Genomic DNA, 19169 nt, shown 5'->3' on the forward strand with positions numbered 1-19169 from the left:
GCAGACGGTGGCGGATCGCGGCTCCGGGGCCATCGGGCTCGAAGGGATGTGGTTCACTCCCGGGCAATTGCTCAACCTGCGCCAATCAGCGTGATTACACTGGCTTCCAGTGGTGGCTGGCTGAAAGTCTGGTGTCAGGGCGTTTTATGTCGCCTTCGGATCAGGCATCCCAACGGTCTCTGCGTCCGACGGATTTTGTCGAAGCCACCCCGCTGCCTCCGTGACATCGGCGCCAGACAGTGCATGACCGGCAGAAAGCGTGCGGGCGTCGACATTCGCCCCACGGGCGCGCAGGCCGTCTGCTAGCGTTGACCCGGAGCGAACCAAGCGATCGTCACGTCCATCGAGCAGCAGCACGCGCGTTCCCGCAAGATCCGCTGCCTCGGGTGGCTCCATCGTCTGCATGCCCCGCAGCAAGATCGCGCGGCGCACGATACCGGGATGCAACTGGATGACGGCAGCCAGCAGGTTTGCGCCGTTGGAATAGCCAAGGAAGACAAGCCTGTGCCCGTCCAGCCCGTAGTCGCTGATGGCGGCTCCGACGAAGGCTGCGAAGGCTTCCGCCTCGCCGCGGAGATCAGCCTGATCGACCGTCGTGGCGTCGATCCGGCGGAACCAGCGATTGGATCCGTCCTCGGTCGCCCGGCCGCGCACCCCCAGGAGCGCGGCGCGGGGTGCCATGCGGCGCGCGATCGGCATCAGGTCGGCTTCGTGCCCGCCGCTGCCATGCAGTAGCACCAAAGTCGTGCCATCTGGGTGTTCCGGCCGGTTGAAGCGGTGAATGAATGGGAGGTCGCGCGCGGGAAAGCGCTCTTCGCCAGGCAGAGAGAATTGCGGCAGCATTGCTCTGATGTCTTCCGCGCGGTCAGCATCCTGTGGGGGCAGGAACAAGGTCTGGCCCAGCTCTCCTTGCGCTTCGTCGACGGTCATTCCCGGCCCATCGGTCGCATATTCCATGAGAATGCCGGCAGGATCACGAACATAGAGCGAGAGGAAATACTTCCTGTCATGAACCTCGGTCGGTCCATGGCTCCTCAGCGACAGCCGCATTGACCTTACCGCATCGGTATCCTGCGCGCGGAAAGCCACATGGTCTGGCACGCCGGCGCCCGGCACAGAGGGCACGAAGCCCGACACCTCCCTCACGTCAACGACGTCGGTATCGGACATCATGCGCTGCGTCAGGCCTTGGCGCTCTGCGTGCCTGTAGCCGAAGCGGGTCACGAACTGTGCAGTCTCCACCGCCTTGTCGGTCAAGACGGTGACGCCCCGCAGCCGGGTCGGCGCGCCCGCAAGCGGCGTTGGCGTCGGCATGTCGACACCCACCAGTTTCACGATCAGCCCGTCGGGATCTTTCAGCCGCAAGACCGGCTCGCCGAACTCGCGGGAGGGGCCCTCAAACGGGACATGAGCCGTGAGCGCATTGGTCAGCCAGTCGCCGACGGAGGCCGGCGCAACCGCAAGCGCCACCTCCGAGACCTGTCCGATGCCAGTACGGCCTCGGCCGGCCGCCTCCCACACGAGGAAGGTCAGCAGCGATCCGGGGCTGCCGATGCCGTCCCCGTAGAGCAGGTGCAATTGTTCCGCATCCGCGTATCCGCCGGTCCGCTTCACGAGCTTGAGGCGCAGGAAACCGACGTAGAAGTCGACGTTTGCCTGCACGTTGGCGGTGATGCCGGTGACGTGGTGAAGGCCGGTTGCCGTTCCTTCCAGGGCGCTCGCTGTCAATTACCGGCCTCTCGGCCAAGCACTTTCCGTACTGCCGGATCGGCAGCGATCCTGTCATGCAGCGCCTGCACGTTGGGGTACTCCTTCAATCCGTTCGGCAAGAGCTTTATTGCCCAACGCATCATCGGAAAAGAATAGGCGTCGATCACCGAGCGTCCCCCATCAAGGATGTAGTCCCGGCCGTCGAGATGGCTATCCAGAATGCGGAACTGTTTGGCGACCAGCCTCTGTCCTGCCTCGACCACCGCACTCTGGGCTGCGTCGCTTTTGTCTGTTGTGTAGCGAAAAGGCATGAAGATCGGCCAGAACGCGGCGTGAACGTCCGAGGTGAAAAAGGCGGACCAGCGATGCGCTTCAGCCTCTGCGCGTATGCTATCGCCGCCAGCAAGCCCCGCCTCGGGGTGCTTGGACGCGAGGTAGTCGAGGATCGCACCGCATTGCGTCAGAAGCCAGCCGTCGTCTTCCTGAAGGGTCGGCACCGCACCGGCGGGGTTCACTGCGACAAGCTCCTTGGAGCCGTACTGGACGTTGACGGCTTCATAGGGTGCCCCGATCCATTCGAGGGCGACGTGAGGTGCCAGCGAGCAGGCGCCGACGGCGTAGTAGAGAGTGGTCATTTTTCTTCAACTTTCTATCTGAGAGGTGTGCCGGATGCGCTTTCTTCACGTCGTCTTGGCGGATAGCCCGGCACGGCATCCCTGGCCGGATCGCGACACTGCGTCAGGGTAACAAGACGACACGCCCAAGGACGGGATTCCCTTCGGCATAGGCATGCGCAGCCGCGGCGTCGGCAAGGCTGAAGGTTCTGTCGATGAGAACTTCGAGTGTGCCCGCGGCGGCCTTTTCAAGCATGCTGACAACTGACTGGTGGATGTCCGGCTTTTCGAGTTGGGTGCCCATGAAGACACCCAAAAGCGTCTGGTTTGCCTGGAGTGCCGGCCAGAGGTCGAGCTCAAGGGACGACCTCCCCGCATTGCCGACGAAAACCAGACGTCCCTCTGATCGCAGCGACGCCAGTGAGCCCGTCAAGGTGGAACCCACGGAATCCACGACAAGGTCCACACCCCGTCCCGCCGTCAGCCGCATGATCTCTTCCGTCACATTGACCGTGCGATAGTCGATCGGGTGTGTAAGACCGAGGGTCGCCAATCGCGCCGCCCGTTCCGCGCCGGAGACCGTGGCAATTACCGTTGCCCCGTGTCGATTCCCCAGTTGGATAGCAGCGGCGCCAACTCCGCCAGCACCGCCCTGAATGAGAACTGTCTCTCCTTCAACCAGACCTCCTCTTGAAAAGAGCGAGTGGAAGGCCGTGCCGAAGGAAATCGGCAAAGCGGCGGCAGCGGCGATTCCCAGGCCCTCGGGCACGATCCAAGTTCGGGTCGCTTTGACGGCCCGTAGCTCTGCATGTGATCCGCTCAAGTCGAAGCTCGTGACCTTCTGGCCGATAAAGCGGTCCTCAACATCCGCGCCGACGGCGACGATCTCGCCCGCGGCTGCATAGCCCAGAACGTGTTTCGGTGAGGGAGGTGGGATCGATGCCCGGCGGATGAGATCGCCGCCTTCGATGGAGATCGCCTCGACCCTGATCAAAACTCCGTCGCGAGCACAGGAAGGGTCGGGAACGTCCTCGTAGTGCAGGACATCCGGATCGCCCGGAGCATTGTGGATGGCAGCCTTCATTTGGTGTCTTTCATTTGCTAGCTGGGCGCCTCTCTTCTTTTCCGCCCGATCGTTGCGTTCCCTTCCGCCCGCGCCTCTGGGCGGCCCGAAGAGAACCGGTGAGTCATTCGGAGGGAGTGAGTGTCGCCTTGCCACCGGTTTCTTGAAGGGCCTCTGCCGCACCCCTGGCCGCCGCATCGATCACGTCGGCGACTGCCTCCGGCTGGGTCAGGAACACGACATGGCTTCCGGGCACCTCGGTCGTTTCGGCGCCAATACGGCGGGCAGTGCTGCGTAGAAGATCGGGGGCAATGGCACCATCTTCGGTGGCAACGACGTACCAGCTGGGCTTGGTCATCCAGGCGGCGACGGTCACAGGGGCTGCGAGTGCGGCCATCGAGATCGGCACCTGCGCATCCCGCAGGAACGCCGCGTCGGCCTCGTCGGTGTCGCCGGCAAAGCCCGCGCGGAACAGGTCTGCATTGAGGTAGGCGAAACCGTCGGACTGTTCTTCGGGTACGAAGTTCGGCGGCGGCGGGATTTCGGCATACTGGTCGAGTGTCGACTGGCCGATCTCGGGTGCGAAGGCCGCCACGTAGACAAGCCCCGCGACGATCGGATCGACGCCGGCCTCGGTGATGACGCTGCCGCCATAGGAATGACCCACCAGGATCACCGGACCATCTTGCCGGTTCAGGACCCGCCGGGTCGCCGCGACATCGTCTGCGAAGGAGGTCAGCGGGTTTTGAACGATCCTCACGGCATAGCCGCGCGCGGTCAGGTTGTCATAGACCCCGCGCCACCCGGACCCGTCGGCGAAAGCGCCATGGACAAGGACGATATTGCGGATAGATTCGGCGTCGGCATCGGCGCCTAAGGTGACGCTGCCCGCGACCGCTGCGGCGGCTATGGTTTTCAAGGTAGTGTTCATTGCCGTCTTTCCTTTCTGATCTGAAAGGGTTGGGTGCGATTGTCACCACGGGCCGCCGAGAAGCGGCCGACGCCGGTGACCCGGCACAGGGAGAAAACGTCCTGCGCAATCCTTCAAAGTCCAATGTTTGAAACGGAGCGCGGAACCCGCTTCCTGAGAGAGATCCTAGCTCGGGGCCAGGAATCCTGCGGCGCTGAAGCTGCCGTCGGGGTGCCGATCTTGCGGATCAATGACCCCCGAGATGGGAAGCAATTATCATTTCCGGGGCGAGCTGGTCGGTTCGGCCCAATGGTTCGAGGCTGCCGGATCGCCGGCCGCATCCTGCGGCAGACGCCAGCGGAAAGCCGGAAGCAGGGATACCCTTCTCCGGCAATCGCGACGAAAAGTGTCGTGGCAACGCTGATGCTGGTGGCAAGCGACCCTAGTCGGTGATGGCGGTCGCCCGCATTTCAAAGCGCATCGCGGGGAGCCCCGGCGCCTCGACGCCCGACTGCGTCCAACGTGCTTTTCTTGCTCACGATAGCGGGTTCAACCTCTCGCGCGGTGCACAGTCTGCTGCAAGGTGCCCGGCTTGCTGTCTCGCTTGGGTTCGACAGCGCCCCCGCCTCGCCACTCGCGGCTGGAAAGCCGGCACCGCCCAACGGGATGGTTCGTCATCCGCTCAGTCATGCTGAAACGGGGGACTTCTGATCTGCAGTCAGCAGCAGGTTTCGGGCAAACCGGATCGTTCAAGACTTCCCGCAGCGACCCGGCGCAAAGGAAGCAAGAACGGCACCGGTTCGGCAGGCTCTGCAACGCAGCACTTTCGGCCAATCTTTAGTTTCCATGGGACACTCCAGACTTCTCTCGAGACCAAGGGAACTGAGATGGCGCTCCGCAACGGCCTTGCCTCCCTCCTTCGCCCGGAAGATTCGGTTCTCGTTCTGATCGATCATCAGCCCTACCAGCTGGCGAACCTGAACAGCCACGATCCGCAGGCGGTGGTGAACAACACAACCGCGCTCGCCAAGATTGCGAAGGTGTTCGGCGTTCCGACGATTCTGACAAGCGTCGTTGCCGCCCGCGGAGGCTTCATCTTCCCGCACGTCACGGACGTATTCCCCGAACATGAGGTGATCGACCGGACTTTCATCAATACCTGGCAGGATCCGAAGGTCGTCGATGCCGTCAAGGCGACGGGCCGCAAGCAGCTGATCATCGCCGGCCTGTGGACCGAGATCTGCGTGGCCATGCCCGCGATCCAGGCAGCGGGCGAAGGCTGGGACGTGACCGTGATCACCGATGCGTCGGGCGGCACGTCGCTAGAGGCCCACGAGGTCGCGATCCAGCGCATGATCGCAGCCGGCATCAACATGATGACTTGGCTGGCGCTGGCTTCCGAATGGCAACGCGATTGGGCCCGGGCCGGGACCGCCACCGAACTGAACGACGCTCTCAAGTACCACATCGGCGGCAGCGCCATCGCCTATCTGTGGGAGCAGCAACTGCTCAACACGCCGGTGCCAGGCCCGGCGGGCTGATTTGAGGCGGGCTGGCGAGGCGGCCCGGAACGGTCCTGGCCTCGTCATCCATGGCGCCGCCCAGAGCTACTCAAAGGAGGCAGGGATGGAATTCGAGAAACTCATGCTGACCAACCTCGAACTGGTGTTCGGGGAACGCGACCCCACACGGCGGATCTCGACCATCCGGAACATCTACCATGAGAACGCGGAGCTTCACGAACCCGAGCGTTCGGTGCGTGGGCATGAAGCGATCTCTCACGCCGTGTCGGACCTTCTGCGGCAACTGCCTCCGGACTTCGTGTTCACCGCGTTGAGGCCGGCATCGGGCCACCACGGCGTCGGCCGCTTGCAGTGGGGGGCCGGCCCGGCTGGAGGTCCGTTTGCGGTCACGGGTACGGACGTCGTGCATGTCGAAGGTGGGCTCATCCGAACCCTGCACGTCTTCCTCGATCAATCGGATACGTGAAGGTTGATGACGCGCTGAGTGAAGCTCGCGCGGTTCGCCAAGCGGCCAGCGGCGGGATTATTGCGTCCGTTGGTGGCGTACCCGCTTGTTTTCGAGGTCCCGCGCCCGTCCACGCTGCCGAGTTCGACCTGCCCGGAAAGGCGGCCTTCGTCGCATCCTTCCGAACGAGCCAGCCCCGCGCCTGAGATGCCGACGGGCTGGTCTTCCCTGATCGCCACGTCGAAGGAGACGCTGAAAATGACCGAACATTGCTTGCCGGTCGGACTGGAGATGGACGTCTCCTATCCGAACTTCCATGCCGGCCTGACCCTGCTTTCGGCATCGCTATTGCAGTTCGAGATCAAGGACGGCCCATTCGCCAGGACCGAGATCGTCGATATCGAGGTCATTCCGCTCGGAAATGGCGTGTTCGCTGTGAGCTGGCAGGAGAAGGACGGCGCGACGGTCACCAACGTCCAGGACTTTGACCGCGGCCTGGTCTTTTCGTTCGCGACGCTGCCCGACGGGCAGTTCCTGCGAATGACCGGGAAGATGGTGGTCACACGGCCCGCCCGTCCCAGCTTCGACGATCGGCCGCGGCGCAACAAGGCAGTCGTCCTCGAGGCGATGACTTCGCTTTTCCAGCATCACGACGCGTCGGCCGTGGAACGGCTCTACGCCCGGGACTACATCCAGCACAACCCGAACATTCCCCAGGGTCGCGACGCGTTGCAGGCGATCGTCGCCGGCCTGCCGGAACAGGTCTTCTACGAGCCGGGCCTGGTCGTCGCCGGCGACGACCTCGTCGCTATCCACGGCCGCATTCGCGGCTGGGCGGACGAACCCCAGATCGTCGTCGACATTTTCCGGATCGAGGACGGCAGGTTGGCCGAGCATTGGGACGTCCTGCAGAACGAGGTTCCGGTCACGATCCACGGCGGCGTATCGATGTTCGAACCCGAGGAAGGGAAGCGTTGCGACGGACCGAAATCCGGCGTAGTCGCGAATCACGCTGTCCATCACCAGCTCCCGGGCTAGTCCGTCCAACGCCTCACAGCCGCTCCCGCCGGCGAAGCAGATCGGCTATCAACCCAGGGACAAAAGGGATGGCGCGTCAGCTTCTATGCACGCCATCCCGAATACTCCGACATTGTCACGGGCTAGATCTGTCCGACTGCCGGTTTCGTGACGCGGGGACAATAGGTGTAAATGGCACCTGTTAATCATGGATCGACGGAGTTCCGTCGAAGCTGTCATGAAAAGGATCACAACCATGCCCAAGGGATCGGACCTCCTGGTCGCGGCGCTCGAGAACGAGGGGGTGGACCGCATCTTCGGCGTTCCGGGCGAGGAAAACCTCGACGTCCTGGAGTCTCTGCGCACCTCGCGCATTGAACTTGTCCTGACGCGCCACGAGCAGGCCGCGGCCTTCATGGCCGCGACGCATGGTCGGCTCACGGGCAGGCCCGGTGTTTGCCTCGCCACGCTTGGGCCGGGCGCGCTGAACTTCTCGACCGGCGCGGCCTATGCCCATCTAGGCGCCATGCCGATGATCCTCATCACCGGCCAGAAGCCGGTGATGAGCGCCGCGCAGGCGCGATTCCAGATCGTCGACATCGTCGCCTCGATGAAGCCGCTGACCAAGATGACGCGCCAGATCGTCAGCGCGGCCAGCATTCCGGCAATCGTCCGGGACGCGTTTCGCGTCGCGACGGAAGAGCGACCGGGGCCGGTGCATCTGGAACTGCCGGAGGACGTCGCGGGCGCGGAAAGCAACCAGGTCCCCATCATTCCGGCCCACGCGCTCGAACGCCCCGTCGCCCATCCCACCGCGATCAACCGTGCGGCCGACGTGATCCTCGCCGCCAAACGGCCGCTCGTCATGATCGGTGCGGCGGGCAATCGGCCCTGGCTGGTCGAGGTGCTGTCGAGCTTCGTGCGGCGCACCCGCTTGCCGTTCTTCAACACCCAGATGGGCAAGGGCGCGGTCACCGGCGGCTCGGACCTCTACATGGGAACCGCCGCGCTGTCGGAGGGCGACTATGTCCACGAGGCCGTCGCCCGCGCCGACCTGATCCTCGCCATCGGCCACGATACGATCGAGAAGCCACCTTTTCTGATGCGGAGCGCGGGCGGGCCGAAGGTCATCCATCTGGGCTACCAATCGGCCACGGTCGAACAGGTCTACCACCCGGATCTCGAAGTGATCGGCGACATCGGGGCGTCGGTCGAGGCGCTCGGTGAACGGCTGGAAGGCCGGCTGGTCCAGGACGAAGACATGCTCGATCTGCGCCAGAAGATCCTCGCCCGCCTGAACGACCGCGCCGAGGAGGGCCGGTTCCCGATCACGCCGCAGCGCATCGTCCACGATGTCCGCGAGGTCATGCCCGAGGACGGCATCGTCTGCCTCGACAACGGCATGTACAAGATCTGGTTCGCGCGCAACTACCGCACTCATGTTGCCAACACGCTGCTGCTCGACAATGCGCTCGCGACGATGGGCGCAGGCCTGCCCTCGGCGATAATGGCGGCGATGCTTTATCCCGGCCGCCGCGTCATGGCGGTCTGCGGCGACGGCGGCTTCATGATGAACTCGCAGGAGATGGAAACCGCGGTGCGGCTGGGGTTGAACCTCGTCGTGATCGTCCTCAACGACAGCGCCTACGGCATGATCCGCTGGAAGCAGGCGGTGGACGGCTTTCCGGATTTCGGCATGAGCTTCGGCAACCCCGATTTTGTGCGCTATGCCGAAGCCTATGGCGCAACGGGCTCGCGGGTGAGCGCGGTGGAAGACCTCGTTCCGACGCTCGAGGCCGCCTTCGCCGGCGGTGGCGTCCATCTTGTCGATGTGCCGATCGATTATTCCGAGAACACTCGCGTGCTGGTCGACGAGTTGCGCAACCACACGCCCGACGTGAATTGCATGTAAGCGCCTGCCGCGGCAAGCGCCTGTAAACCCAAGGAGACCGACGATGCTAGAGGTCGTGCAGGCCTTCGATCGCGCACCGATCGTGGAAATCGAGACAGACGATGCCGCCGCGCTGGAACGCAAGCTGCAAGCCGCCGAGCGCGTCTTCAGAGATCGTGACGACTGGCTCAACCCGCACCAGCGCATTGCGATCCTTCGCAAGCTGGCAGCGCTGATGGAAGGGAGGCGCGATCATCTCGCAATGCAGATCGCGCGCGAGGGTGGCAAGCCACTTCCTGACGCCGTCATAGAGACCAACCGCGCCATCGACGGGGTCCACAACGCCGCCGATGAACTGCGCAATTTTAGCGGCCGCGAAATTCCTATGGGACTATCGGCGGCGGCAGAAAACCGCTGGGCCTTCACGACCAAGGAGCCGATCGGTGTCGTCGCGGCAATCTCTGCCTTCAATCATCCGCTGAACCTGATCGTTCATCAGGTCGCGCCGGCCATCGCGGTCGGCTGCCCGGTCATCGTCAAGCCGGCGATCACGACGCCGCTATCCTGCCTCGATTTCGTGGCGCTGGTGCGTGAGGCCGGCTTGCCGGAGCCGTGGTGCCAGACCTTCATCACGCAGGACAACGAACTGGCCGAGAAGCTGGCGACCGACGGACGCGTCGCCTTCCTCAGCTTCATCGGCTCGGCAAGGGTCGGCTGGTCACTCCACGGCAAGCTTGCGCCCGGGACGCGCTCGGCGTTGGAGCATGGCGGCGCCGCGCCGGCGATCGTGGACCGCAGCACCGATCTCGGCAAGGTCATCGAGCCAATCGTCAAAGGTGGCTACTACCATGCCGGGCAGGTCTGCGTGTCGACGCAGCGCATCTTCGTCCATGACGACATCGCCGAAGGGTTCACGCAGGCGCTTGTCGCCCGCGTGGAAGAACTGCGCACCGCCGATCCAGCCCTGCAAGACACCGAGGTCGGTCCGTTGATCCTGCCGCGCGAGGCGGACCGGGTCGCACAATGGATCCAGGAAGCGGTCGAGGGCGGGGCCATGCTGGCGACCGGCGGCAGGCGCCTCTCCGAGACGACCCTCGAGCCGGCGGTATTGCTCGACCCCGCCGCCGACGCGAAGATATCGACGCTGGAGGTATTCGGCCCTGTCGTCGCGGTCTACCGTTACCGCGATCTCGACGACGCCATTCGTCAGGCCAACTCGCTGCCGAGCGCCTTCCAGGCCAGCATCTTCGCGCAGGACATAGACGTCGCGATGCGCGCGGCCAATCGCCTCGATGCCTCGGCCGTGATGATCAACGATCCCACCGCCTTTCGAACCGACTGGATGCCCTTCGCCGGCCGCAGGGCATCTGGGTACGGCACCGGCGGCATACCCTACACCATGCGTGACATGACGCAGGAGAAGATGATCCTGATGCGCAGGAGCTGACCTCGTTCGATCAAAACTGCGGGTCCAGCGCGTCCAGCTGTGGAGGCTCGACAGGTTGCCGCGGTTTGGACCGAGGCGACTGACTGGCGTTTTGGACGTTGGGCTGCGGAGCGGACGATGCCCCTTGTGGCGGTGGAGCCTGGGTGGCTGCTCGGTTCGGTGCATGGCGGTCTCATTTCGGATAGGCGATAGCGGAGGCCCATTCGCGGCGCTCCGTCTGGATGTCCAATGGCGCGCCTTGAGGAGAAGGCTTGCCCAGGAACTACCGTGTCAGGCTCGCCAGCCAATCGGCAAACAGGACGGCACCGGTTTGTTCAAGCCCGCTGGCATGTCGCCCGGCATCGCGGCGTAATTCTGCGGTATCGATGCCTGCTGTGGCCAGTTCATTGGCGTGGCCCAGCAGCCAATGCTCGAACCGGGCGCCCAGCACCTCCGGGTGGAACTGGAGGCCGAGCACGTTCGGTCCGCGCGAGAAAGCCTGATTCGCGCAGAGCGGGGTGGATGCGAGGTGCGTACCGCCTTCCGGCAGATCGAACGTGTCCCCATGCCAGTGAAGCACGGGCACGTCGCGCAGCGCAGCGAGAGGATTGGGCGCGGTATCAGCCGACAGGTCGAGCGCCGACCAGCCGATCTCTTTGGCCGGGCCGGGATAGACGCGCGCACCGAGGGCCGCAGCCATCAGCTGCGCGCCGAGGCATATGCCGAGCGTCGGCCGGTCGGCCGCGAGCCGTGCCCGCAGCAGTCGTATCTCGTCGGTGACGATCGGATAGGCGTCATGATCATAAACGCCGATCGGACCGCCGAGAACCACGAGGAGATCGGCGCCGAGGGGGTTGAGCGTCGCCGGATCGCGCTCGGCCACATCGATGTACTCGATGCCGTAGCCGGCCTCTCTCAAGGGGGCCGCGAAGCTGCCCAGGTCCTCAAAACCTATGTGCCGAATGGCCTGCACGGTCTTCAGCGTCATTCCTCTGCTCCCGAACCGTTGGTGGCCCGAGCCGCTCGTGTCGTCAGGATGTGTTCGAGATCCTTCAGCGCGGCCGCCGCCGTGGCGAGAGGCTCCGTTCCGGATCCGATGGCGATCGTCTCGCCCATCGCGTCGGTGGTGATGCGGATCGCCTTGTTCTTTCCCGACACATGCGCGAGCGGATCGGTCGGCGGGTAGGTCCGGACGCCGACGGCCGCCCGCGTCGCGCCGTCTGCGCGGATGAGGCTTCCGACGAGCTTGGGAGCGAGACGTTGCTTTCGCCACGCTTCGATATCATGCGCCGCAACCGACTGAATGCCCTCGACGGCCAGATCGTCCATCGTCAGGTCGGCGTCCAGCCCGAAATTGGCGATGAGGATGAGTTTGCTGGCGGTGTCCCAGCCCTCGGTATCGTTGCGCGGGTCGGCTTCGGCGAAACCGCCCGCCTGGGCGCGCGCGAGCGCTTCGTCGAAGCCGAGGTTCTGGTTCATCATCGCGTCGAGCAGGTAATTGGTTGTGGCATTCAGAATGCCCTCGATTTCGAGCACCTCGCAGCCTTTCAGGCTGTGGTCGAGAAGGTCGATCGTCGGCAGCGCGGCGGCGGCCGCGCCGCTGATCTTCAGCATCGAACCGGAGGCACCCGCCAGAGCGCGTAGGGCCGGCCCACTGTGGACCAGCGCCCCCTTCGAGATGACGATGGAGTGGCGCCCTGCCGAGAGGAAAGGGCTGATGTAGGCAAGGCCCGGCTCACCGGTGCGGAAGTCGCTTGGGCCTGCCTCGACAAGAATGTCGGCGCCGCTCGTCTCGATGAAATCCGGGCCTGACAGGCCTGGCTCGAGCGCGTTCAGGCGCTCGGGTTCCAGGCCGCCCGGATCGGCAAGGCCGGCGCGCGATCCGCAGACCGCGACCAGGCGAACGTCGGCGCCATAGACGTGCCGATAGCGAATCCGGCGGGCCAGCAGAAGATCGGCCGTTGCGCGTCCCACGCCCCCGAAGCCGGCGATGGCAACCTTGAGAACGTGCATCGCTTCAATCCCGTTTCTTCACGCGTTCGGGACGGCCCGCTGGGACTGACGCGAAATCCGCCAGCGTTCCTGCGAGCCCAGCAGACGTCACCGACCAAAGATGAAGCGCTCTGGTCCCGGGCTCGCACGGTATCACGCACTCGGCGGTCGCGAGCCTCTCGCAACCGCCGTGAAGGCGTATCAGGCGCGAATGAAGGCCAGTAAATCCGGGTTCACGATTTCAGGATGCGTGGCGAACAGCCCGTGCGACAGGCCCGGATAGGTTTTCAGCGTGCCGTCCCGTACCAGCTTGATCGCCTTGTGCGCCGAGTTCGCGATCGGGACGACCTGATCATCCTCGCCGTGCAAGAACAGGACCGGAACAGCGATTGCTTTGAGGTCTTCGGTAAGGTCGGTCTCGGAAAATGCCGCGATGCAATCGTAATGCGCCTTTGCGCCGCCGGCCATGCCCTGACGCCACCAGTTGTCGATCAGGCCCTGGCTGACCTTCGCGCCCTCTCGGTTGAAACCGTAGAATGGTCCGCTTGGCACATCGAGAAAGAACTGGGCCCGGTTCGTCGCCACTGCGGATCGAAACCCGTCGAAAACCTCCAGCGGCACACCATCCGGGTTCGCATCGGACTGAACCATGACAGGTGTAATGGCACCGATCAGGACGGCCTTGGCCACGCGGCCGCGCTCGGCCCGCGCGACATAGCGCGTGACCTCACCACCACCGGTCGAATGGCCGATATGGATTGCGTCCTGGAAGTCCAGCGCCTTGACGATCTCGTCAACATCCGCCGCGTAGGTGTCCATATCATTGCCGGTGTCGGTCTGGTCGGACCTGCCGTGACCACGCCGGTCGTGCGCGATCACGCGATAACCCTCGGCCAGAAAGAACAGCATCTGGTTGTCCCAGTCGTCGGAGCTGAGGGGCCAGCCGTGATGGAACATGATCGGCTGGGCGTCTTTCGGACCCCAGTCCTTGTAGAAGAGGTTTGTGCCGGTGGACGTGGTGGTGATGGCCATGGTTGACGTTCCTTCAGTCTAGTTCGGCGGTCGCCGGATGGGGCAGGGAAGGCCGGGGCCGCGATGCACATGACAATGGCTCCACCGTAGCGAGCGTTTCTGAGCCTTGCGGCGCCGAGGCTGCCGGGTCGGTGCCGATCTTGCTTACTTCCGGATTTGCACAAGCGGCCAGACCGCGGTCCCGTCACATCGCCAGACCGCAACAGATGTGGAGAAAGGCCAAAAGTATCGCCGCGCTTTTGACATCGGACCGAAGCAGAACGAAGCCAGCATTCGGAAAATCGACGATTTCTCAGTGCCTTTCCTCGAGCCCGGCCCGGCTGTTTGCGATGCGCAAGCATCTGACAGCTAGAAAGTCAGCAAGATTGGCACCATTCGGGCAGCCTTCGTGCCGCAAGCCTTGGAATTGGTCGCTAGGGTCATTTCACATGGAGATCCCGATCATGAACCATCTGCAATCTCTTCTGCTTTCAAGCGCCATGGCTGTCGGCGTCGTGACCGCGCAATCAGGCGCGGCGTTCGCCGATGTGACCAACATCGTCCTTGTCCATGGGGCGAACGTCGACGGCAGCACCTGGCGCGACGTCTATGACCGCCTGACCGCAGAAGACTACAGAGTCACGGTCGTGCAGATGCCGCTAACTTCCACCGAAGACGACATTGCCGCGGTCCAGCGGATTGTCGACGTTCAGGACGGTCCGATGCTGCTGGTCGGGCATTCCTACGGCGGCGTGGTGATCAGCGAAGTCGGCGTGGACCCGGGCGTCAGGGGCCTCGTCTACGTCGCGGCGTTTCAACCCGATGTCGGAGAAAGCGGCGGGGGCCTGTTGGCCTCTGCTCCGGGCGAGTTCTCGTCCGACATGCTCACGGTCTTCGATGATGGCCACTACCTGATCCATGAAGACGGCTTTCTATCCGTCGTCGGCAACGGTCTGTCCGATCAAGACGCCGTCTTCCTGGCAAGGTCGCAGGCAGCCTCCAACTCGTCGATCCTCGAATACGAGACACAGTCGGCGGCGTGGGCCGAGAAGCCGAGCTGGTCGGTCATCGCGACCCTCGACCGGACGATCGCTCCCGATCTGCAGCGCCAGATGTCGGAGCGGGCCGGTTCGACGGTCGTCGATATCGAGAACGGTCACATGCTGCCAATGACAAATCCCGACGAAGTGGCCGATGTGATCCGACAGGCCGCCGACGCAGTGGAATAACCGCGACCTGCGGCGTGGACCGGAATGCCCCGCCGTTGCTTGGTGAACACCCGATTGGATGAGTACCCGACTTCGGGCGCGATCTCGGTGATCGGAAAATCTGTCCGTTCGAGGACTTCGCGGGCTTTCGCCATCTGCAACCGCAGTAGGTGCTCGCGCACGTCTGACGGTGCCTACCCAGCTATGGTGTCGGGAGCCCGTTGGGTTTCGTTGGCATAGGCCGACGCCACCGTCCCGAATTTGTCCCTATCACGCAAAAACGCCCCGGCCAGAGGTCGGGGCGTTTTTGTAAAGCACTGAATTTGCGCTAGAAGTTTGGTTGCGGGGGTAGGATTTGAACCTACGACCTTCAGGTTATGAGCCAAGCGAAGACCTATTCTCGACATACATTGCCAACACAGGGCAATCTATAAGATTTTGAAAAGCTTAGCTTATTTGATCAGTGCCGTATGGCGATTGTTGAAAACTCTTGGTTTTCACTGTGCCAAAAATGTGCCAAAACCCTCCCAGGGACGCATGGCTGTGATCTCAGGAGGGCCACATGGCCACCATCCAGAAACGTGAAGGGAAGCGAGGTGCATCTTATCGGGTCATGGTCCGGATGAAGGGCTTTCCCGATCAGATGCGGACCTTCAAGCGCCTGACCGACGCCAAGCGGTGGGCGCAAGACACCGAAAGCGGTATCCGCAAGGGCGAGTTCAAAAACGTGGTCCGTTCGGCGGCGACCAAGACCCTTCAGGATGTGGTCGACCGATTTCGCTCAGACGTCTTCGTTCATCGTGCGGAGAGTACCAAACGGGCCGAGGCCTCGTTTCTCAACTTCTGGGAGCGGGAGCTCGGGGAATACGCACTCACCTACATCACCTCTGAGCTGGTCAGCGAAAAGATGAACGCACTGGCCGTTGCCGGCGACGGCCGACGCAGGGTCAAGGACGGGCAGGGCAGGTCGAAGAGGCCGCCGCGGCCGAAAAGCGCGAAGACGCTGAAGCATTACCGCGACGAACTCGCCTTGCTGTTCAAATACGCCATTCAGTGGGGTTGGACGGCCTCCAGCCCGCTCGACGGTGTAAACACAATCACCAAGATCAGAAATGAGCGATCGCGCTACCTCAACGATAACGAGCGCGCGGCGCTCCTAGGCGTGTGCCAGGCGAGCCGCAACTCGCAACTCTATCCGGTCGTGTTGATCGCCATCAGCACCGGCGCGCGTCGAAGTGAGATTCTCGGCCTCTCACTCGACGACGTGGACCTGGACCGCGGAACGGCCATCCTGCGCAATACGAAGAACGGGGATACGCGGGCCATCCATATCGTCCCACAGGTCGTGCCGGTCATCCGTGATCAGGTTTTGTACGCAGAGACCCTACACAGTGAGCTGCCAGAGCCGCCGAAGACAAGATGGTTATTTCCCCGTCGAGATGGGCGGGGCCCCATCGACATCCGGAAAGCCTGGGAGAATGCACGCGAAGCCGCCGGCCTCACGGACTTCCGTTTCCATGACCTGCGGCACAGCACGGCCAGCTATCTCGCCATGAACGGTGCGAGTCTTGTCGAAATCGCAGAAGTTCTCGGACATCGGACGCTCCAGATGGTTCGCCGCTACGCCCACCTATCCGACAGTCATGTCAAAGACGTCGTGGGTCGGATGAACGACCGCTATCTTGGACCTTCCGAGCCCGGCAGTCCGGACGACTGATGGGCATTGAGCTGGCGAGCTTTTCCTGTCAAGACTCGGCGAGTTTGTACCCGAGCATGGCCCGCCGAGGTAGAGGGACGATTGGGGTAAATCGGACAGCCGTTATCCCTGTCGGTTGTCGAGTAATCGCGGCCGAACTACGCCGATCACCAGATCTTCCTGCGCCAAAGCGAAACTTGTGTAGAATCGGGACCGAGCCAACTCCATCACCTAGCACCCGTCTGTCCTAGATTGCGGCGGGCCGGTGATCAAGGATTCAGGCGCGCTTCTCTGCGATCGTTCGCGCCGACGAGCCCTCTTTAGAAACTCGAGCTCGAGCGTTTGACGCCCTTCGAGCCGTTCGAGCGCCGCGATCCGCGTCTCGTATTCGGGGGGAAGCTCTTCTTCGACCGCGTCGTCGTCGAACTCACCGCGCTCGGGTGTCTCGACCGAGATCGGAATCAGGTGCGGCAAACATCGTATTTCTAACTAAGCGCACGCGTCGACCCGCCCTCGAAATAGGCCCGACAATTTCGCGCTTCCTGGCAATGCTGTAGTGTAGATCTCTCGTCGGGGGGTTCTCCTTATCAGAAGCGGCAGCCCCGCCGCCGCGCCCGCCAGCGCCAAGCGGTCCACATCGGCGATGCCGATCGGTGCGTGTTCCTGGTCGATCACCGCGAAATCCAGGCCAGCTTGGCCCAAGATCTCGACCACATGGGATGAGGGCGTCTTGATGAAGGTGCCGACTAGCGTTTCGCGGGACAGGATGCGGCTCCGCAAGGTGTCCACGGGTCCCCCTAACTGTCCAGGCCGATGACCTGGGCGGCGTTTGCCGACACCATATGCCGGATCTGGTCGTCGGAATAGCCGAAGTCCAGACAGGCGCCGACCGCCGCGCGGAACCCGTCGAGCGGGCTGACGGTGCCGGTCTGGCCGAGGTCGGAACACAGGATCGTGCGCTCGGGTCCGACACAATCGATGAAGGCCTTCAGCTCGTCATCGGTGCGGTTGCGGAACTTCGAGCCCGCGACAAAGAAGGCCAGCGAATGCTCGACGAATGCGCCCATGTCCGCGATTTCCCTTATGTCGTCGAACGAGGCGCCGACGATATCCTCGGGGTGGGTGAAGATCATTCGTTCGATGCCGCGCTTGCGGGCCTCGGCAAAGACCAGTTTGGTCTCGGACACGTGGATATGGCCGCTGGCCAGCGCCAGCCCGGTGGCGGCGATCACGTCGAGGATGTCCAGCAGTTCGGGGCGCAGCTTGCCGTCCTGAAACAGCGGCACGGCCTCGACCGGGCGGATCTTCTGGGTCGAGGCGGGATGCGACCAGTTTGCCGATTTCTCCCACGCCAGGTGGTTCTCGGCCGCCAGAGTGGGCAGCCAGACGATGCGACCGTCCAGCGCGGCGGTGTGTTCCACTGCAAAGGGGTTCAGCCCGCCGACGACGTTGTTCAGCACGATGCCGGACAGGACCTGGGTGGTCAGGTCGGGGAAATTGTCGCGGATCATCCGGACGCACATGACGCCGGAATAGTCGTGGTCCTTAGTCACCGTGGCGCGGAACCCAGCTTGGGAATAGAGCCGCCCAAGGCCCAGGTGATCGATGCCGCGCGGGGGGATCGAGGGGCCGCTGTGCACATGCGGATCGACCGCACCCTGCAACATAGCGTCGATTGCCGCGATGTCGGAACGGGTCTGGGATGCTGCTGCGGTCATCCGGGTCCTCCTCTTGTCGTCTGCGAGTGTTGCGCAGAACGATCCGATGTATCGGTAGATAGAACATCATGCCGCAAGAATGCAAGCGCGGATGTGCCGCCCGCCGAGGGGCAGGGTTGGGCCTGGACCGCGGCGGAAAAGCCTAGCCGGTATGGCCCAGATCGTGCGAGATCCCTGCAGCGGCGTTGCGCACCGCCTGAATCTGCACGGGGCTTGGCGGGGTCTCGATATACTGAGTCAGGCTGACCAGCGCGACGGTGGCGATGGCCTCGCCTTCGGCGTTCAGCACGAGGCTGGCCAGCGCATTCAGGCCCAGCACCGTCTCATTCGGGGCGGTGGCCCAGCCGCATTCGGCGATGGTGTTGATCTGCGCCAGGAAATCGTCGCGGTCGGTGATCGTGTAATCGGTGGCGGGCAGGATCGGGTCGGGAATCAGCGCCTGGCGCAGGTCCTCGGGCATAGCGGCCAGGGCGACCTTGCCCTGGGCCGAGTTGTGAAAGCCCAAGAGCGATCCGGCGCGCACACCGACCTCGATCTGCATGGTGCCGGACAGCGTGTGCAGGATGCGGATCCCGTCGGCGCTGATCAGCCCCAGGCTAACCGCCTGACCGGTCAGGTCGCGCAGAGTGCGCAGATGCGGCGCCGCGACCGACACCAGATCGGCCGAGGACGAGGCCGCATGCCCCAGCGCGATCAGCCGTGGACCGATGCGATAGCGTTCCGTCTGTCGAGACTGCGCGATGTAGTCCAGCGTCAGCAGCGTCCGAAGGTGACGGTGGATGCGGCTTTTGGTGGTCTTCAGCTCGGCCGCCAGCACGGTGACCCCCATGTCGCCCCCGGCTTCGGCCAATGTTTCAAGGACCTGCAACGCCAATGCGACGCTTTGAATTACACCGGACTTCTTCGGATTGTCTTCGGCCATCGGGCCTCCTGGCTGTCTTCGAA

Annotated in this window: 18 protein-coding genes; 7 read left to right on the forward strand and 11 right to left on the reverse strand. The window is 63.5% G+C overall.

All coding sequences use genetic code 11. The features are described 5' to 3' along the window. Window positions 1–144 precede the first annotated feature (144 nt). The 4 genes from ACSSVZ_RS10860 to ACSSVZ_RS10875 form a co-directional block, all read right to left on the reverse strand. Window positions 145–1728, reverse strand: a complete 1584-nt coding sequence (locus ACSSVZ_RS10860; protein ID WP_453969916.1) for a VOC family protein — start codon at window positions 1726–1728, stop codon at window positions 145–147. Beyond that, complete coding sequence (locus ACSSVZ_RS10865) at window positions 1725–2345, reverse strand: glutathione S-transferase family protein (RefSeq protein ID WP_453969918.1); 621 nt, start codon at window positions 2343–2345, stop codon at window positions 1725–1727. Before ACSSVZ_RS10865 ends, ACSSVZ_RS10860 begins: the two co-directional genes overlap by 4 nt. Before the next feature lie 103 nt (window positions 2346–2448). After that, entirely contained in the window at window positions 2449–3408 is a 960-nt protein-coding gene (locus tag ACSSVZ_RS10870; protein WP_453969920.1) for a quinone oxidoreductase family protein, read from the reverse strand. Window positions 3409–3511: 103 nt separating this feature from the next. Further along, a complete protein-coding gene (locus ACSSVZ_RS10875; RefSeq protein ID WP_453969921.1) occupies window positions 3512–4318 on the reverse strand; it encodes an alpha/beta hydrolase in 807 nt (268 codons plus the stop codon). Between the two features lie 866 nt (window positions 4319–5184). On the opposite strand from ACSSVZ_RS10875, the gene ACSSVZ_RS10880 reads away from it, so the two are divergent. From ACSSVZ_RS10880 to ACSSVZ_RS10900, 5 genes are all read left to right on the forward strand, one after another. Further along, the gene (locus ACSSVZ_RS10880) at window positions 5185–5838 is read left to right on the forward strand and encodes a hydrolase (RefSeq protein WP_453969923.1); all 654 of its coding nucleotides are present in this window, start codon (window positions 5185–5187) and stop codon (window positions 5836–5838) included. 85 nt (window positions 5839–5923) lie between these two features. Further along, window positions 5924–6286: a nuclear transport factor 2 family protein gene (locus ACSSVZ_RS10885; protein WP_453969925.1), complete on the forward strand. Its 363-nt coding sequence runs from the start codon at window positions 5924–5926 to the stop codon at window positions 6284–6286. Between the two features lie 18 nt (window positions 6287–6304). Further along, entirely contained in the window at window positions 6305–7303 is a 999-nt protein-coding gene (locus ACSSVZ_RS10890) for a nuclear transport factor 2 family protein (RefSeq protein ID WP_453969927.1), read from the forward strand. 235 nt (window positions 7304–7538) lie between these two features. Continuing rightward, the gene (locus ACSSVZ_RS10895; protein WP_453969928.1) at window positions 7539–9194 is read left to right on the forward strand and encodes an acetolactate synthase large subunit; all 1656 of its coding nucleotides are present in this window, start codon (window positions 7539–7541) and stop codon (window positions 9192–9194) included. Window positions 9195–9237: 43 nt separating this feature from the next. Then, window positions 9238–10620, forward strand: coding sequence for an aldehyde dehydrogenase family protein (locus ACSSVZ_RS10900; RefSeq protein ID WP_453969930.1), 1383 nt, complete (start codon window positions 9238–9240; stop codon window positions 10618–10620). Window positions 10621–10882: 262 nt separating this feature from the next. On the opposite strand, the gene ACSSVZ_RS10905 is transcribed toward ACSSVZ_RS10900, so the two are convergent. The 3 genes from ACSSVZ_RS10905 to ACSSVZ_RS10915 form a co-directional block, all read right to left on the reverse strand. Continuing rightward, on the reverse strand, window positions 10883–11587 hold the full coding sequence (locus ACSSVZ_RS10905) for a glutamine amidotransferase (RefSeq protein ID WP_453969932.1): 705 nt from the start codon (window positions 11585–11587) through the stop codon (window positions 10883–10885). Next, on the reverse strand, window positions 11584–12612 hold the full coding sequence (locus tag ACSSVZ_RS10910; protein WP_453969934.1) for a homoserine dehydrogenase: 1029 nt from the start codon (window positions 12610–12612) through the stop codon (window positions 11584–11586). Before ACSSVZ_RS10910 ends, ACSSVZ_RS10905 begins: the two co-directional genes overlap by 4 nt. 180 nt (window positions 12613–12792) lie before the next feature. After that, complete coding sequence (locus ACSSVZ_RS10915) at window positions 12793–13623, reverse strand: alpha/beta fold hydrolase (protein ID WP_453969935.1); 831 nt, start codon at window positions 13621–13623, stop codon at window positions 12793–12795. A 443-nt stretch (window positions 13624–14066) separates the two neighbouring features. On the opposite strand from ACSSVZ_RS10915, the gene ACSSVZ_RS10920 reads away from it, so the two are divergent. Beyond that, complete coding sequence (locus tag ACSSVZ_RS10920; protein ID WP_453969937.1) at window positions 14067–14831, forward strand: alpha/beta fold hydrolase; 765 nt, start codon at window positions 14067–14069, stop codon at window positions 14829–14831. 541 nt (window positions 14832–15372) lie between these two features. After that, window positions 15373–16527 (forward strand): tyrosine-type recombinase/integrase, encoded by a 1155-nt coding sequence (locus ACSSVZ_RS10925; protein ID WP_453969939.1) that lies wholly within the window; start codon window positions 15373–15375, stop codon window positions 16525–16527. Window positions 16528–16737: 210 nt separating this feature from the next. Here ACSSVZ_RS10925 and ACSSVZ_RS10930 read toward each other — a convergent pair whose 3' ends face one another. The 4 genes from ACSSVZ_RS10930 to ACSSVZ_RS10945 all read right to left on the reverse strand — a co-directional run bounded on the left by ACSSVZ_RS10930 (window position 16738) and on the right by ACSSVZ_RS10945 (window position 19146). Then, window positions 16738–16980, reverse strand: coding sequence for a hypothetical protein (locus tag ACSSVZ_RS10930; protein ID WP_453969941.1), 243 nt, complete (start codon window positions 16978–16980; stop codon window positions 16738–16740). 15 nt (window positions 16981–16995) lie between these two features. After that, window positions 16996–17295: a hypothetical protein gene (locus ACSSVZ_RS10935; protein WP_453969942.1), complete on the reverse strand. Its 300-nt coding sequence runs from the start codon at window positions 17293–17295 to the stop codon at window positions 16996–16998. Between the two features lie 8 nt (window positions 17296–17303). Then, window positions 17304–18224 carry a DUF6282 family protein gene (locus tag ACSSVZ_RS10940; RefSeq protein ID WP_453969943.1) on the reverse strand — a complete coding sequence of 307 codons (921 nt, stop codon included), beginning with the start codon at window positions 18222–18224 and terminating at the stop codon, window positions 17304–17306. Window positions 18225–18366: 142 nt separating this feature from the next. Next, the gene (locus ACSSVZ_RS10945) at window positions 18367–19146 is read right to left on the reverse strand and encodes an IclR family transcriptional regulator (RefSeq protein ID WP_453969945.1); all 780 of its coding nucleotides are present in this window, start codon (window positions 19144–19146) and stop codon (window positions 18367–18369) included. Window positions 19147–19169: the final 23 nt, after the last annotated feature.

This window comes from Amorphus sp. MBR-141 (genome assembly GCF_053628695.1).